Annotated in this window: 13 protein-coding genes and 1 tRNA gene; 7 read left to right on the top strand and 7 right to left on the bottom strand. The window is 67.0% G+C overall.

Going from position 1 to position 15618, the window contains the following annotated elements; translation table 11 throughout:
• Nucleotides 1-11: 11 nt before the first annotated feature.
• Both metF and ACZ1J6_RS16575 read right to left on the bottom strand, forming a co-directional pair.
• Nucleotides 12-914 (bottom strand): methylenetetrahydrofolate reductase [NAD(P)H], encoded by a 903-nt coding sequence (gene metF, locus ACZ1J6_RS16580; protein WP_134094668.1) that lies wholly within the window; start codon nucleotides 912-914, stop codon nucleotides 12-14.
• Nucleotides 911-1915 (bottom strand): ArsR/SmtB family transcription factor, encoded by a 1005-nt coding sequence (locus tag ACZ1J6_RS16575; protein WP_465127545.1) that lies wholly within the window; start codon nucleotides 1913-1915, stop codon nucleotides 911-913. The genes metF and ACZ1J6_RS16575 overlap by 4 nt, the downstream gene beginning before the upstream one ends.
• 168 nt (nucleotides 1916-2083) lie before the next feature.
• On the opposite strand from ACZ1J6_RS16575, the gene ACZ1J6_RS16570 reads away from it, so the two are divergent.
• Nucleotides 2084-2257, top strand: coding sequence for a hypothetical protein (locus ACZ1J6_RS16570; RefSeq protein ID WP_021232409.1), 174 nt, complete (start codon nucleotides 2084-2086; stop codon nucleotides 2255-2257).
• A 312-nt stretch (nucleotides 2258-2569) separates the two neighbouring features.
• Here the strand turns inward: ACZ1J6_RS16570 and ACZ1J6_RS16565 are convergent, their stop codons facing one another.
• Nucleotides 2570-2812 (bottom strand): hypothetical protein, encoded by a 243-nt coding sequence (locus ACZ1J6_RS16565; protein WP_132264751.1) that lies wholly within the window; start codon nucleotides 2810-2812, stop codon nucleotides 2570-2572.
• 292 nt (nucleotides 2813-3104) lie between these two features.
• Between ACZ1J6_RS16565 and ACZ1J6_RS16560 the strand changes: the two genes are divergently transcribed.
• The 3 genes from ACZ1J6_RS16560 to ACZ1J6_RS16550 all read left to right on the top strand — a co-directional run bounded on the left by ACZ1J6_RS16560 (nucleotide 3105) and on the right by ACZ1J6_RS16550 (nucleotide 5942).
• A tRNA-Ala gene (locus ACZ1J6_RS16560) sits at nucleotides 3105-3180 on the top strand.
• 198 nt (nucleotides 3181-3378) lie between these two features.
• A complete protein-coding gene (locus ACZ1J6_RS16555) occupies nucleotides 3379-4560 on the top strand; it encodes a benzoate/H(+) symporter BenE family transporter (RefSeq protein ID WP_465127544.1) in 1182 nt (393 codons plus the stop codon).
• 32 nt (nucleotides 4561-4592) lie between these two features.
• Nucleotides 4593-5942: a glutamate--tRNA ligase gene (locus tag ACZ1J6_RS16550; protein WP_465127543.1), complete on the top strand. Its 1350-nt coding sequence runs from the start codon at nucleotides 4593-4595 to the stop codon at nucleotides 5940-5942.
• 85 nt (nucleotides 5943-6027) lie between these two features.
• On the opposite strand, the gene ACZ1J6_RS16545 is transcribed toward ACZ1J6_RS16550, so the two are convergent.
• The 3 genes from ACZ1J6_RS16545 to ACZ1J6_RS16535 all read right to left on the bottom strand — a co-directional run bounded on the left by ACZ1J6_RS16545 (nucleotide 6028) and on the right by ACZ1J6_RS16535 (nucleotide 10861).
• Nucleotides 6028-6810, bottom strand: coding sequence for a 3-hydroxybutyrate dehydrogenase (locus ACZ1J6_RS16545; protein ID WP_314464977.1), 783 nt, complete (start codon nucleotides 6808-6810; stop codon nucleotides 6028-6030).
• Between the two features lie 4 nt (nucleotides 6811-6814).
• Complete coding sequence (locus tag ACZ1J6_RS16540) at nucleotides 6815-8005, bottom strand: patatin-like phospholipase family protein (protein WP_431566790.1); 1191 nt, start codon at nucleotides 8003-8005, stop codon at nucleotides 6815-6817.
• A gap of 105 nt (nucleotides 8006-8110) precedes the next feature.
• A complete protein-coding gene (locus ACZ1J6_RS16535) occupies nucleotides 8111-10861 on the bottom strand; it encodes a [protein-PII] uridylyltransferase (RefSeq protein WP_132264761.1) in 2751 nt (916 codons plus the stop codon).
• Between the two features lie 232 nt (nucleotides 10862-11093).
• On the opposite strand from ACZ1J6_RS16535, the gene lgt reads away from it, so the two are divergent.
• The 3 genes from lgt to ACZ1J6_RS16520 all read left to right on the top strand — a co-directional run bounded on the left by lgt (nucleotide 11094) and on the right by ACZ1J6_RS16520 (nucleotide 13749).
• Nucleotides 11094-11993 (top strand): prolipoprotein diacylglyceryl transferase, encoded by a 900-nt coding sequence (gene lgt, locus ACZ1J6_RS16530; RefSeq protein WP_132264763.1) that lies wholly within the window; start codon nucleotides 11094-11096, stop codon nucleotides 11991-11993.
• 10 nt (nucleotides 11994-12003) lie between these two features.
• Nucleotides 12004-13071 carry a class I SAM-dependent methyltransferase gene (locus ACZ1J6_RS16525; RefSeq protein WP_465127542.1) on the top strand — a complete coding sequence of 356 codons (1068 nt, stop codon included), beginning with the start codon at nucleotides 12004-12006 and terminating at the stop codon, nucleotides 13069-13071.
• Between the two features lie 120 nt (nucleotides 13072-13191).
• A complete protein-coding gene (locus ACZ1J6_RS16520; protein WP_465127541.1) occupies nucleotides 13192-13749 on the top strand; it encodes a DUF2306 domain-containing protein in 558 nt (185 codons plus the stop codon).
• A 64-nt stretch (nucleotides 13750-13813) separates the two neighbouring features.
• On the opposite strand, the gene ACZ1J6_RS16515 is transcribed toward ACZ1J6_RS16520, so the two are convergent.
• Nucleotides 13814-15601 (bottom strand): bifunctional metallophosphatase/5'-nucleotidase, encoded by a 1788-nt coding sequence (locus ACZ1J6_RS16515; RefSeq protein WP_465127540.1) that lies wholly within the window; start codon nucleotides 15599-15601, stop codon nucleotides 13814-13816.
• Nucleotides 15602-15618: the final 17 nt, after the last annotated feature.

The following is a 15618-nucleotide window of genomic DNA, read 5'->3' as shown; positions in this document are numbered from 1 at the left end:
TCGTCCGCGTTTCAGGCGCCCGGTTTCGGACGCAGGCCGAGGAGCTGGCAGATCGCATAGGCCTGCTCGGCGCGGTTGAGCGTGTAGAAGTGAAGATCGCGCACGCCGCCTTCATAGAGCCTGCGGCACAAGTCGGCAGCGGCGACCGCGGCGACCAGCGCGCGCGGGCCGGGGCGCTCGTCCAGGCCCTCGAACATGGTTTCGAGCCAGCCCGGGATCTCCGTATTTCCCGACATGCGGCGGATCGCGGCGAAGCTCGTCACCGGCATGATGCCGGGCAGGATCGGCGCGGAGATGCCTGCGGCTAGCACTTTGTCGAGGAACCGGAAATAGGCGTCGGTCGAGAAGAAGAACTGTGTGATCGCGCGATTCGCACCGGCATCCAGCTTGCGCTTCAGGTTGTCGAGGTCGGCATCGGCGCTTGCCGCTTCCGGATGGACTTCGGGGTAGGCCGCCACCGAAATGTCGAAATCGTGCCGTGCCTTCAGGCCCGCGACGAGGTCGGCGGCGCCGGCATAGCCTTGCGGGTGCGGGGTGAAGACACCGCCGCTGCTCGGCGGCGGATCGCCGCGCAGGGCAACGATGTGGCGTACGCCGGCTTCCCAGTACTGGTCGGCGATCTCGGCGATCTCGTCCTTGCTCGCGCCCACGCAGGTCAGGTGGGCGGCGGGGACCAGCTGCGTCTCGCGAACCAGCCGGGAAACGGTGGAGTGCGTGCGCTCACGCGTGGAGCCGCCGGCGCCGTAAGTCACCGAGACGAAGCTGGGGTCGAGCGGGGCAAGCTGGGTGATCGCGTCCCAGAGCTGTTCCTCCATCTTCTCCGTCTTGGGCGGGAAGAACTCGAAGGAAACGGAAATGTCGCCCGGCAGGTCCTCGAAAAGCGGGGCTGAGACCGGTCGTTCGGCGAAAGTCATGGGAGTTCGGTCTTTCTGTCTTGAGTCTCGGGGTTCTCGGAGGGTTCGGCAGCGGGCAGGCGCCGCGCCGTCCAGATCTTTACGGTCAGCGCATCGCTGGGCAGCGCCACCGGCGGTTCCGGCGCGAAGCCCGCGTCGGCCAGCAGCGTCTCCATCTGCTCGTCGGCGAAACCGAGGCGGGCGTGGGCGTGGCGCTCGCGCAGATCTTCGCGTTCGTGCGCGGCGAAATCGACCACGGCGATGCGCCCGCCCTCGCGCGTGACGCGGGCGGCTTCGGTCAGGACGATGCCGGGGGCCTGTGCATAGTGGAGCACCTGGTGGAACAGCACGGTGTCGAAACTGGCGGGTACGAAGGGCAGGGCGGTGAAGTCGCCCTGCAGCAATGAAACCTTGTCCGCTGGCAAAGATTGCAACCGTGCACGAGCAATTCGCAACATGTCCGGGCTCTTGTCGAGTGCGGTGACGTGGCCGGCCTTGCCCGCGAGCAGCTCGGCCATGCGCCCGGTGCCGGTGCCGACATCGAGCAGCGCACCCAGCTTCTGGCGTCCGAAAGCGGCGAGCAGTGCCGATTCGACCGGGCCGTCCGCGCCATGAAGCTGGCGCAGCGAATCCCATTCCTTGGCATGGCTGGCGAAGTAGGCCTGGGCGCTGGCCTCGCGGGCCTCGCGAATCGCGGCAAGCTGGCGGCGATCCTCGTTGCAGCGCGCCGAAAAGGCCGGATCGTCGCGTTCGGCAATGGCAAGGAGCTGTGCGGCGGCGGCACCCATCGGCGGCTCGCTTTTTTCCTTCACGGCCGTGCGCAGGAAGACCCAGCTACCTTCCTTGCGGCGCTGGGCGAGGCCCGCGTCGCACAGGATCTTGACGTGGCGGGATACTCTCGGCTGGCTCTGTCCGAGCACTTGCGCCAGCTCTCCGACCGCCAGTTCCATGTGTGCGAGCAGACGCATGATGCGTAACCGCGTCGGCTCGGAAAGAGCCCTCAGAAGGGGGTCGATTTGCATGGTCTGGCATATAAAGATATCTTTATATGTGTGCAAGCCCTAGGATTTCTGCGGATTTCCGGCCCCTTACTTCCCGTTTGCGTTGCACCATTGTCTCGTCTAAAGAATGGCACCGCAGGCTTGCCTGCAAGCGTTGGCCTGTGCGCCAAACAATGCAAGGGGATTCGCATGAAGAAGATTGCTTTTGCCGCGTTCGCGTCGGCTGCCGCTCTGTCGCTCGCTGCTTGCGGTGGCGAAAAGCCCACCGAAGCTGCTACCGAGTCGGTTGAGACCCTGCCCGAGGAAACTCTGGCTGCTACCACCGAAGCGGCTACCGAAGAAGCCACCGCGGCTGCCGAGTAATCGGTTCGGGGGCCGCGCACCGACCTTCTTGGTCTGCCGGCCCCCAGTTGCTTTCCGCCTCTCTTGGAAATCAAGAGGGATCACGGAAAGTCCGTCCGAGACGGAAAAAGCCCTCCCCTCCGGGAGGGTTTTTTATTTGCCCGCACCGCGAAGGCGGGTTTGCCCCGGGCGAGAGGCATTTTGCACAGCATTATTTGCATGGCTGCGCTGCCCGATTCGTGCACGCCTCATTTCCTATCGCCCGATTTTCAGGCCGACGCTCGGGAGCCCGCAGCGAAAAACCCGCCTTGGAAGCTCCCGGCGACATTCAGGTCACGGGCACTTGGTGAACTGACCCTTCTTGGCGCCCGAACTGAAGCGGCACTTGCCGTCCGTGCCCTTGACCACGCCGGGCGTGACTTTGGCGGTGGTGACTTTGGTGGTGGTCTTCTTCGTCGTCACGGTCTTGCAGGGCACGAACTTGCCCTGCGCATCGCGGCAGGAATTGGCTGCCAGTGATGGGGTGGCTGCCAGAACGCCGATTGCCGCGGCGACGGTCATCAACTTGCGAATCATGATCGCTCTCCCTTTCGCACCTTCGCACAATGCCTCTGTACTTGCCTGCGCCGGGCGAGATGTCGCCCGTATGAACCTGGCCATCTGAAGCTTTACGTGCTGCCGGACGGCTGTGCCCGCCCCGCTGCCGGTCGGCGCTTCCGCGCTCTTCGTTTCATGACCATTCGAACAACTTTCGAAACCCGTGAATGTTTCTCTTGTCAGATCGAAAAAGCCGATCTAGAGGGCTGCCTCCCACGCCGCTGCGCGCGGGACCGGATCGCCCGCCCAGGTGCGATCCGCTGAAATGGACGGGGCCTTAGCTCAGCTGGGAGAGCGCCTGCATGGCATGCAGGAGGTCAGCGGTTCGATCCCGCTAGGCTCCACCATTTTCTCGCGACATTCGCGAACTTCCCGATTTATCAGAGAGATGCTGTCAGGCTCATCGCCTGTCCGATGCTCATTGCCTGCTGGCCTGGCGAGAAGCGCGGACGGGGTGCAGGCCATCCCGGTCCGGCAATGGCGCTGCACTGCAGGGCCGGGCCCAAGGTCTTCCCATCCCGGACAAACCTGCCCATAGCACCGTCATGCTTTCCCGTGTTTCTGCGTCATTGCCGCCGCTCGCTTCCTGGACTTCCGCGTTGATCGCCGCCCTGATCGGGTTCGGGGGCACCGTTGCCCTCGTGGTTCAGGCCATGCAGGCGCTGGGAGCCGAGGCCGGGCAGGTCGGCTCGGCGGTGACGGCGCTTTGCCTCGGTATTGCGGTGGCCGGGGCGATTCTCTCGCTGTGGACGCGCATGCCGGTGGTGCTGGCGTGGTCCACGCCGGGTGCGGCCTTGCTGGCCGCGAGCAACGGCGGCGCGGCCTGGCCGGTCGCGATCGGTGCCTTCATGGCGGCGGCGGCGCTGATGTGCCTGCTGGGGCTGGTGCCCGCACTCGGGCGGCTGGCCTCGCGCATCCCCGCCTCGGTGGCGTCGGCCATGCTTGCGGGAGTGCTGCTGCCGTTCTGCCTCCAGCTGTTCCGCACCCTGGAAACCGACGCGCTGCTGGTCGTGGTCCTGCTGCTGGTCTTCGTCATCGCCCGGCAGCGTTTTCCGCTCTATGCCTTGCTGCTGGTGCTCGTCTCGGGCGTGGCAGTCGTACTGACGCGCGGTGATGTTGCCGGATTCGCGCCTCGCTCGCTGATCGGCGGGCTGGAGCCGGTCATGCCCGCTTTCGACCTCAAGGCCGTGGCCAGCATCGGCGTTCCGCTGTTCCTCGTCACACTGGTCTCGCAGAACCTGCCCGGCCTCGTCGTGCTGCGGACCGCCGGTTACGAGCCTCGCCCGCAGCCCCTGCTGCTGGGCACGGGGCTGGCGACGATGCTGCTTGCGCCGTTCGGCGCCCACGGCGTCAACCTGGCGGCCATCACCGCGACGATCTGCACCAGCTCCGATGCTCACCCGGATCAAGCGCGCCGCTGGACGGTGGGGTTGATCTACGCCGGATTCTACCTGGCCCTGGCGCTGTTCTCCGCGCCGCTCGTGCAGTTCTTCCTGACCATGCCCAAGGCCTCCATCGCCGCGTTCACCGGCATTGCCCTGATAGCGCCGCTGTCGGGGGCGATCGAGAACATGCTCATCGAGAAGACCGAGCGCGATGCCGCGATCCTGACTTTCGCGGCGACGGCGTCCGGCGTTTCGCTGCTCGGCATCGGCTCGGCGTTCTGGGGGCTGCTGGCCGGCTTTGCGGCCCTGGCGGCCAAGGCGGTTTTCGCGCGCCGAAATTGACCTCCCGGCCGGCCCGCCGTAACGCGCGGGACATGACCGTAACCCGCTTCGCTCCCTCGCCCACCGGGCACCTCCACGTCGGCAACATCCGCACGGCGCTGCACAACTGGCTGCTGGCACGAAAAGGTGCCGAGGGGCCGGCGGGCGGCCGGTTCCTGCTGCGCATCGACGACACCGACGCCGCGCGCTCGAAGGAGGAATATGTCGAGGGCATCCGCGCCGACTTGTCCTGGCTCGGCATCGCGTGGAGCGGCGAGGAGCGCCAGTCGGCCCGTTTCGCGCTTTACGAGCGGGAATTCGAGAAGCTGAAGGCCGCCGGGCGCGTCTATCCTTGCTGGGAAACGCCGCAGGAACTGGAGCTGAAGCGCAAGGTCCTTCTCGGCCGCGGCCTGCCGCCGATCTACGATCGCGGCGCCCTGGTCTTGTCCGAAGCGGAGAAGGCGGCGCGAATCGCCAGCGGCGACTTGCCGCACTGGCGCTTCCTGCTCGACCGGGACGAACCCATCGTCTGGGAAGATGGCATTCGCGGCCCCCAGAAGTTCGATGCCGCGCAGATGAGCGACCCGGTGATTCGCCGCGCCGACGGTTCCTGGCTCTACATGCTGCCCTCGGCCATCGACGACGTGGACATGGGCGTCACCCAGATCCTGCGCGGCGAGGATCACGTTTCCAACACCGCGGCGCAGGTCCAGATGTTCACCGCGCTCGGCGCGCCGGTCCCCGCTTTTGCGCACGAGGCGCTGCTGGTGGGCACCGAAGGCAAGCTGTCCAAGCGCCTCGGTTCGCTGGGCGTCGCGCATTTCCGGGAAATCGGCATCGAGCCGCAGGCCGTCGTGGCGCTGCTCGGGCGCCTTGGCACCAGCGATCCGGTCGATCCCGCGCTGGATGCGGAGGCACTGGCGGCGGCCTTCGATCTTTCCCGCTTCGGACGCGCGCCCGCCCGTTTCGACGAGGTGGAACTGCAGCGGGTCAATGCCGCCGTGGTCCATGCGCTGCCTTTCGAGGCCGTCTCCGACCGGCTCCCGGATGAAATGGACGCCGGGGCGTGGGAAACGATTCGCCCCAACCTTTCATATGTCCACGAGGCGGCCGACTGGTGGACCGTCGTGATCGGCCCGATCGAGGCGCCCACGCTGGCCGGGGAAGACCGCGCCTATCTGGCCGAGGCCGTCGCCGTACTGTCGAAGCTCGAATGGAGCGACGGGGTGTGGAAGGCGCTGACCGGGGCGCTCAAGGATGCCACCGGGCGCAAGGGCAAGGGGTTGTTCCTGCCGCTGCGCCTGGCGCTGACGGGGATGGAGCATGGACCCGACATGGGCGCGCTCCTGCCGCTGATCGGGCGCGAAGAGGCTCTGGCGCGGCTCAAGGTCGTGGCGGGCTAGAGAAATAAAGAAGGTCTGGGGGATGATCCCCCAGACCCTCGGAATGGGTTCGCCGCGCGCCGCCTGACGCGGTGCGATCCTTGCGTTACTCCATGAACCATCCGTGGCTCGCCACCAGCGACTGCCCGGTGAGCGCGTTGGTCTGGAACCCTGCGAAGAACAGCGCGACTTCGGCGATGTCGTCCACGGTGGTGAATTCGCCGTCGACGGTCTGGCCCAGCATCACCCGGCTGACGACTTCGTCCTCGGAAATGCCGAGTTCCTTGGCCTGTTCGGGGATCTGCTTGTCCACCAGGGGCGTGCGCACGAAGCCGGGGCAGATCACGTTCGAACGGACGCCCTTCTTGCCGCCTTCCTTGGCGATCACGCGCGCCAGGCCGAGCAAGCCGTGCTTGGCGGTGACATAGGCGGATTTCAGCGGGCTTGCTTCCTTCGAATGGACCGAACCCATGAAGATGATCGAGCCGGAATTCTGCGCGTACATGTGCGGCAGCACCGCCTTGGAGGTGAGGAAGGCGCCGTCGAGATGGATGGCCAGCATCTTCTTCCAGTCGGAGAAGGCGAACTGGTCCACCGGATTGACGATCTGGATGCCGGCATTGGAAACCAGCACGTCCACGGTGCCCCAGGCCTCTACCACCTTGGCGACGCCGGCATTCACCTGATCCTCGCTGGTCACGTCCATGGCGACGGCGAGAGCGGCAGTGCCGTACTTGGCTTCGATCTCGTCGGCCGCCTTCTGCGCGGCGTCCATGTTGAGGTCGGCGATCGCCACTTTCCCGCCCTCGGCCGCGTACTTGTGCGCGATGGCATTGCCGATTCCGCTGGCGGCGCCAGTGACGATGCAGGCCTTGTCCTTCAGTTTCATCTACCTACTCCTCGTTGTTCGATCCCTGGGGGTGCCTGGGCCGGCGCTTGCCTGCGAGGTCGAACGTCATGATTTCGTCGGGCTTGAGGCGGCGCCCGGTCCAGCGGCCGTCACGCAGGGAAAAATGCGCGTCCGCCTTGCCGGCTTCCCAGTGCTCGGTCACTGTCATGCGCGAGAACTCGTAGTCCTTCGACATGGTTTCATAGCCGCGCGGGCGGTTGATGAGGTGGAGGACCGCCACCGCGCCGGCGGGGCGGCAGCCCAGCAACTGGCGCAAGTCCGGGTCTTCCTGCAGTTCGGGCGGCAGCTTGTGGCAAAGCCGCTGAGCCGCAGCGCGCATGTCCTGGAGGCGCTTGGACAAGTCCGTGTTCAGGCGCGTGCGGCTGGAGAAGCGGATGTCCTTCTCGCGCTGGGCGATGTCGGCCATGGTCTTGGGCACCGCCCCGCGCGAGGGGAAGAGGTCGACCTGGAACACCGTCATTTCGCAAGGGCTGCGATTGTCGAGCACGTATTGCAGCGGCGTGTTGGAGACGAGGCCGCCGTCCCAGTACCACTCGCCGTCGATCTCCACCGGGGGGAAGCCGGGGGGCAGGGCGCCGCTGGCCATGATATGCTCGGGGCCGATCTTGCGGTCGCTGGCGCCGGATCCCCTGGCATTGTCGAAATAGGCGAAGTTGCCCGTCATCATGTTCACCGCGCCGACCGAGAAGCGGGTCTCGCCGTGGTTGATGCGGTCGAAATCGACGAGGTCGAGCAGGGTCTGCCGCAAGGGGGTGGTGTCGTAGAAGCTGAGACGGCCGATTTCGTCAGGCCATTCCGGCAGAGGCGTGGGAATGCGCGGCGTGAAGAAGCCGGGGACGCCGAACGTCGCGGCCCAGGCGGCCGCAGTCTCGTTGAAGGCGCGGCGGGCGAAGCCATTGCCCACGTCCAGCCGGTAGAGCAGCTCGTGGCTTACCCCGTCCCAGAAGCTGCGCAGTTTGCCGACCCGCTCTTCGGGCGCGTTGCCGGCGATGATCGCCGCGTTGATCGCGCCGATCGAGATGCCGGCTACCCAGTCCGGCGCGTGGCCCTCTGCGGCCAGTGCCTCGTAGACACCGGCCTGGTAGGCCCCGAGAGCGCCCCCGCCCTGCAGGACGAGCACCGACTGCGGGGCGTCGGAAGACGAAGACGAAACGGCAGCGCTTTCGGCATTCATGGGCAGGGTCCTGCGCATGGGGATGTTGCGATGCAACAAGTGGGACCGTTGGGCCGGGCTTTCAATAGTTTATTCGGGGGGGATCTGGTAAGCGTCGCAACCTCGTCACGCCGCCACTTCGCTCAGGCTCCCTTCGCTCGCCGCTTCGAGCAGGCGGCGCTCCAGGGCCTTGATCCGGCTGGATGACGTCAGTTTCTCGCCGAGCAGATCGGTGACGTAGAAGGTATCCGCCGCGCGCTCGCCATACGTGGCGATGTGTGCGGAGTGGACCATGAGCTTCGATTCGAACAGCGCATGGGCCAGCCGGTTGAGCAGCGCCGGACGGTCGCGGGCGTTCACTTCCACCACGGTGAGGCGGTTGGAGGCCTTGTTGTCCACCAGCACGCGCGGGCGCACGTCGAAGGCATCGGCGCGGGGCCGCGCATCGGGACGGGCCACGAGTTGCGGCAGGATCTTGATGCGGTTGGCCAGCGCGTTCTCGATCGAGGAGCGCAGACGGGCGAGCTGGGTCTCTTCCATGAAGGGCCGGCTGAGCGGGTCCTGCACCAGGAAGTTGTCCACCGCGCGGCCGGTGCGCGTCGTGTGGATGCGGGCATCGATGATGTTGCCGCCGGCCAGGTGGATGCCGCCGGCGATGCGGTAGAACAGGCCGGGATGGTCCGAGGCGATGACGGTGACGAGCGTCGCGCCGCGCGCCGGATAGTACTCGGTCGCGATCGAAAGCGGCTCTTCCTGCGAGGCGTGGAACTGCGCCAGGTTCTTGATGATGACGTCTTCGGGTTCGGCGATCCAGTAGGCATCGGCGAACTGGGTGCCGAGTTCGTCGACCAGCGCGGCATTCTCGGCGGCGCTGTCGGCGACGATGGCCTTCTTGGCGGCCACGCGCTTTTCGCGGCCGAACTCGACGTGGCCAAGGCGCAGGCGTTCCTCGGTGGCACCGTAGAGTTCGCCGATGAGCTGGCGCTTCCACGAATTCCAGGTGCCGGGCCCCACCGCGCGAATGTCGACGATGGTGAGGAGCGTCAACTGGCGCAGGCGGTCCACCGATTGCACGAGTTCGACGAAATCGGTGATCGTCTTGGCGTCGGACAAGTCGCGCTTGAAGGCGGTGGCAGACAGGATGAGGTGGTGCAGCACCAGCCAGGACACCAGCTCGGTCTCCTCCTCGTCCAGCCCGAAGCGCGGGCAGAGCTTCAGCGCGATCTCGGCGCCGATCTCGGAGTGGTCGCCGCCGCGGCCCTTGGCGATGTCATGCAGCAGCACCGAGGCATAGAGCGCGCGGCGCGAGCGGACCTTGTGGATGATCTCGTGGCTGAGCGGATGGTCCTGCTTCAGCTCGCCCTTCTCGATGCGGGCGAGCAGCCCGATGGCGCGGATGGTGTGTTCGTCCACCGTGTAGTGGTGGTACATGTCGAACTGCATCTGCGCGTTCACGCGGCCGAATTCGGTGACGAAGCGGCCGAAGACGCCCGCCTCGTTGAACGAGCGCAGCGCCACTTCGGGATTGTTGCGGCTGGTGAGCAGTTCCATGAACAGCTCGTTGGCGCGCGGGTCGCGGCGCACGTCCTCGCGGATGAGGGCGGCATCGCGCGATACCAGGCGCATGGTCTCGGGATGGATCTCCAGGCCTTCGCGATCGGCGATGACGAAGATCTCGATCAGGCGCACGGGATCGGCCTCGAACCAGGTCTCGCCCGGCGCCATGATGCGGCCGCCGAAGACCTTGTAGCCCTTCAGCGTGCGCGGACGGGCGCGGAAGCCCGCCAGCAGCCCGCGCGGCTGGCGCTTGGCGAACTGGTCGTCGAGCTGGGCCAGGAACACGCCGGTGAGGGTGCCGACCATCTTCGCCTGGAGGAAGAACATCTGCATGAACCGCTCGACCGCGCTCTTTCCGGGGCGGTCGGAATAGTTCATCCGCGCCGCGACCTCGCGCTGAAGGTCGAAAGTCAGGCGGTCCTCGGCGCGGCGGGTGATCGTGTGGAGGTGGCAGCGCACCGCCCAGAAGAAGTTCTCGGCCCGGCGGAAGGCGCGGTATTCCTTGTGCGTGAGCAGGCCCACGTCCACCAGTTCGCTGGGGTCGCGCACTTTGTGGATATATTTGCCGATCCAGTAGAGCGTGTGCAGATCGCGCAGGCCCCCCTTGCCCTCCTTCACATTGGGCTCGACCACATAGCGGCTGTCGCCCATGCGCTTGTGGCGTTCCTCGCGCTCGGCCAGCTTCTCGACCACGAACTGGCGCTCGGTCCCGGCGACGACATCCTTCCAGAACCGCGCGCGGACTTCCTCGTAGAGGTCCTGGTCGCCCCAGACGTAGCGGCCTTCCAGCATGGCGGTGCGAATGGTGAGGTCCGAGCGGCTCATGCGGACCATGTCGTCCACCGAGCGGCTGGAATGGCCGATCTTGAGCCCCAGGTCCCAGAGGAAATAAAGCATCGCCTCGATCACCTGCTCGCACCAGGCGGTCTGCTTGATCGGGGTGAGGAAGGCGAGATCGACGTCGGAGTGGGGCGCCATCTCGCCGCGTCCATAGCCGCCCACGGCGATGATCGAGAGGCGTTCGCCCTTGGAGCGGTTCATCGCCGGATAGACGTGCGTGGAGACGTGATCGTGGATCACCCGCAGCAGCTGGTCGACCAGATAGGCCTGCGCTTCGGCCACCTCGTGCCCGGCGGAGGGCTTTTCCACCAGGCGGCGGGCGATTTCGGCCCGGCCCTGCTCCAGCGCCTCGCGCAGGAGTTCGACCACTTGCTTGCGGCCCTTGGCGGCCCCCGGACCGGCAACGACGGCTTCGATGGCCTCGACCAGCGCGCGGCGGTCGATCACGGAACGGGGCGAGGGAATGCGGATTACGCTCATGTCGGGCGATATCTAGACATTCAAGGGCTTGGGGGGAACAGCGACGTGTCGCATCCAGCAGATTTTGCGGCGTCCTGGGGGCGGCGACGCAAAATCCGGCCTACCATCGCCCCGCAGCCTATGCCAGAAGGCGCACAGCACGGGCGCCCAGCATCGCTGCACAAGCACGGGCGCCCAGCACCGCCGAGGCCGTCCGGCCCGGCGACCTTACGAGATTTACGAGGTCGAGCACTTGTCCCTGACAGCACTTGCCGCAGCCGCCGCCGCCGAAGTTCACCAGCCGATCTACTGGGTCAACCTGGGCCTCAAGAACTACCTGTTCCGGATCGGCAGCTTCGAGCTGCGCTGGTATTCGCTGGCCTATCTGGCGGGCATCATGCTCGGCTACTGGCACCTTTCGCGCATGATCAAGGCGCCCGGCGCGCCGCTGGCGCAGCGCCATGCCGACGACCTGTTCTTCTACTGCACGATCGGCATCATCCTGGGCGGCCGCCTGGGCTATGCGACGTTCTACACCGGCGGCGACACCGGCATTCCCAGCCTCTGGTCCGATCCGGGCGCGCTCCTGTCGCTGTGGCACGGCGGCATGAGCTTCCACGGCGGCCTGATCGGCGTGCTGCTGGCGATGGCCTGGGTATCCTGGCGCGGCAAGCTCGATTTCCTGCGAGTGGCGGACTATATCGCGGTCTGCGTGCCGTTCGGCATGATGTTCGGCCGCCTTGCCAACTTCGTGAACGGCGAACTCTGGGGCCGCGTGGTCACTAACCCGAACCTGCCCTGGGCCATGGTCTTCCCCGATGCCGGCCCGCTGCCGCGCCATCCCAGCCAGCTCTATGAAGCCGGCCTGGAAGGCCTGGCGATGATCGTCATCATGCTCACCCTGTTCTGGAAGACGCGGGCACGGTTCCGCCCGGGCCTGCTGGTCGGCGTGTTCACCACCGGCATCGCCTGCGCGCGCTTCACCGTGGAGTTCTTCCGCGAGCCTGACGCCCAGCTTCAGGACTTCGCCGCGCGCACCGGCCTGTCGATGGGCCAGTGGCTGACGATCCCGCTGATCCTGCTCGGCCTGCTGCTGGTCGCCCGCGCCCTGGCGAAGCCGGCGCTGGCGACCGTCCGTCCGGTCACCGCCTGATCCCGGCGCGATGACCGCAGACGATACCGGGGCGAGCGCCGAACCGCTCACGGCCATTTTCCGGCGCCTGATCGGGACTTACGGGCCGCTCTCGCTGCTGCACTACATGGGCGAATCGAACGCCCGGTACTATGCCGACAAGGACCCGCTCGGCACAGCGGGGGACTTCATCACGGCCCCGGAAATCAGCCAGATGTTCGGCGAACTCGTCGGGCTCTGGCTGGCCGACGTCTGGATGCGCGCGGGCAGCCCCGTGCCGGTCCATTATGTCGAGCTGGGTCCGGGCCGCGGCACCCTGGCGCGCGACGCGCTGCGCACGATGAAACGCGTGGGTCTCGATCCGCAGCTGCATTTCGTCGAAAGCTCCCGCGCGCTCAAGGCGCTCCAGGCCCAGGCCGTGCCGCAGGCGCAATGGCACGACGACCTCGGCACCGTTCCCACCGACGCGCCGCTGCTGGTGGTCGGCAACGAATTCCTCGATGCCCTTCCGGTTCGCCAGCTGGTCAGGACGGCCAAGGGCTGGCGCGAACGCATGGTCGACTGGGCGGAGGACCGCTTCCGCCCGGTCGCGGGGGAAAAGCCAATGGACGCCGCGGTTCCGGGCGTGCTGGCCGATGCCGAAGAAGGCACGCTGCTGGAGACATGCCCCGGCGCCGCTGCGGTCATGCAGGAGCTTTCCGGGCGCCTTGCGGCCCAGGGCGGCGCAGCGCTGCTGATCGATTATGGCTATGCCGAGCCGCAGACCGGCTCGACGCTTCAGGCGCTGCGGGCCCATGCCAAGGTCGATCCCTTCACGGCCCCGGGCGAGGCTGACCTTACCTGTCTGGTGGATTTCGCCGTCCTGGCCGAGATCGCGGTGAAAGAGGGCGCGACATGGCAGGGCACCGTGACGCAGGGCGCCTTCCTGCGCGCCTTGGGGATCGATCTGCGCGCCACCAAGCTGGCCGCTGCGGCGCCGTATCATGCCGATACTATTCAAAGGGCGAAGGATCGGCTTATCAGCGATGAGCAGATGGGAAGCCTGTTCAAGGTCATGGGCGTAAGCGGGCCGCAATGGCCGCAAGGCGCCGGATTCTAGAACGCGGCAGTGCTTCGCAGATCCGGCGAAGGGGGATGCCGGGCCGGTGCCTGCCGGGCCCGTCGCTGCCGGGCCCGTCGCGGTGTGAGATCGGAACAGGGGTTCAACAGGGAAACGGTCATGGCAGTGCAGGGGGCAGACATCGGCGAGGCGGCGATTGCGGGGGCAGGGCCTAAGCCTCCCAGAGGCCTGACGCCGCAGGACTTGCGCGGGCCGGACAGGCTGGAACGCGTGCTGGGGCTGCTGGCGCTGGTCATGCTGGGCTTCATCTTCGCTGCTCTGCTGCGCGGCCGGGACGAATGGGCGCGCGTGCCCTCGGTGGTCTGGGTCCATCTGGCCACCATCCTCGTCGCGCTGGTGCTGACGCCGGTGCTGCTGTGGCGCCGCCGGGGAGACGCACGGCACCGCGTCTACGGGTATGTCTGGAGCGGGGCGATGATGCTGACGGCGCTGGACAGCCTTTTCGTGCATTCGGGCGGGCCGGGCCGGTTCAGCCTGATCCACGTCCTTTCCGTGTTCGTGCTGGTCATGGTGCCGGTGCTCGTGCTGGCGGCAAGGCGGCACAACGGCGTCCGTCACCGCCGGACCGTTCGCGGCCTCATCATCGGCGCCCTGCTGATCGCGGGCTTCTTCACCTTCCCGTTCAACCGCCTGCTCGGCCACTGGCTGTTCGGCTGAGAAACGAAAAAGGGAGCAGGCGTGGCCCGCTCCCTCTCGTTTTCCTGGACCCGGCCTCTGCCTCTCAGCGGGCTTCCGGCGTCCGGTCGTCCTCCGGCACCTTGCGCAGCGGCACGGCCGAGAGCCAGTCCTCCAGCGCTTCCAGGTCGATGGCCCCGCGCGTGCGCTCCGTGCCCTGGGCGAAGCCGCTGAAGCCGTCGCCGCCTTCGGCCAGGAAGTTCACCACGCTGACGCGGTAGCTCTTGGCCGGGTCAAGCGGCTTGCCGTCCAGAGTGATGCCGGTGATCCGCGCACCGGAGGGGCGGCGCATGTCGAAGGCCACGCGCATGCCCTGGCTGGGTGCCAGGATCTGCTTGTCGCCGCTATCGTCCAGCCCCTGCTCCAGGGTCGCGCGGATCTGCGCGCCGGTCAGCGACATCGTGACGATCTCGTTGTTGAATGGCTCCACCGCGTAGATCTGGCCGAACGTCACGGTGCCGTCGGCAGCGGGGATCAGCGAGGTGCGGATGCCGAAGGGATTGAGGAAGGCGATCTGCGCGCCGGCCTTGCGGGTGGCGGCAAGCTGCGAATCCGCGATCAGGTTGCCCAGCGCGCCGCCCTTGCCGACGCCGTTTTCCTCTTCCTTGGCGAGCGGGCTGGAAAGGCGGCCGACCGGACGCGCGACCAGATGCAGCGAAGCGTCCTTGTAGCGCTGGATATAAGCGGACACGTCTTCCCGCGGCTGGAACCGGGGGAAGGCGTCGGAATTCGGGACTTCGCCCTTGGCCGACTTATAGGCCGGCGACTGGACGATGAGATTGCTCGCCTGGCGGCCGAGCAGCTTGTGCGTCACCGGATCGAACCGCAGCGTGATGTCGGTCACCAGCTTGCCGTAGACGCCCGCGCTGGTCAGCAGGATCGGGCCGGTCCGGGCATTGGCGCTGTAGTCGCAGACATAGGCCCAATGCGTGTGGCCCGAGACGACCACGTCCACGCCGGGGTTCAGGCGATCGAGGATCGGCTGGATATCGCCGGTCATCTCGTTGCAGCCGTTGGGATCGGGCGTGCCCGCCGTGCGGCCGCCCTGGTGGATCAGCACGACCACGGCATCGGCGCCGGCAGCCTTGAGCTGGCCCGCGGCACGGTTGATGGTATCCGCCTCGTCCGCGAACTTCAGCCCGGCCACCCGGTCGGGCGCGACGAGGGTGGGCACGGACTTGAGCGAGAGGCCGACGAAGCCGACGGTGATCCGGTCCTTGCCTTCTCCGAAAGTCTTCACGCCGGTGGCGGGGAACAGCGGAGACCCGTCGGCCAGGGTGGTGCTGGCGGCCAGGTACTTGTAATTGGCGCCCTTGAACGGCTCAAGCTGGCACGGCTGGAGGCGGGTGTTCTTCTCGCACCCGCCGTTCTGCAGGCGGCGCAGTTCCTGCCAGCCGCGGTCGAATTCATGGTTGCCCACCGCGTTGAATTCCACGCCGACGCGGTTCATCACGCCGACGGCCGGCTCGTCGAGATAGAGCGAGGAGGCGAGCTGCGAGGCGCTGGTGAGGTCACCCGCGGCCACGACGACGTTGTTGGCATGACGGGCCTTGAGCGAATCCACGGCAGAGGCCAGCCAGGCGCCGCCGCCTGCGGGCACCGAGACTTCGTTGCCGTGGCCGTCGGGCGCGTCGACCGACTGGTTCGGCGGTTCGAGCGCGCCGTGGAAATCGTTGATCGCGATCACGCCGACTTCGATCGGCCCGGCCTGCCCGGAGGAGGCTGCCGGAGCGGCGGGCTGGCGGGTTCCGGGCGTGGTGGCGCAGCCGGCGAGCAGGGCGGCCATCAGCGAGGTGGTCAGCAGCGGAAGGCTGCGGGTGAAGGGGAGAGTCATGGCAGCGTCCTATCGGA

This window comes from Novosphingobium sp. BL-S-21 (genome assembly GCF_055521655.1).
This window is presented reverse-complemented; position numbering and strand designations above follow the sequence as displayed.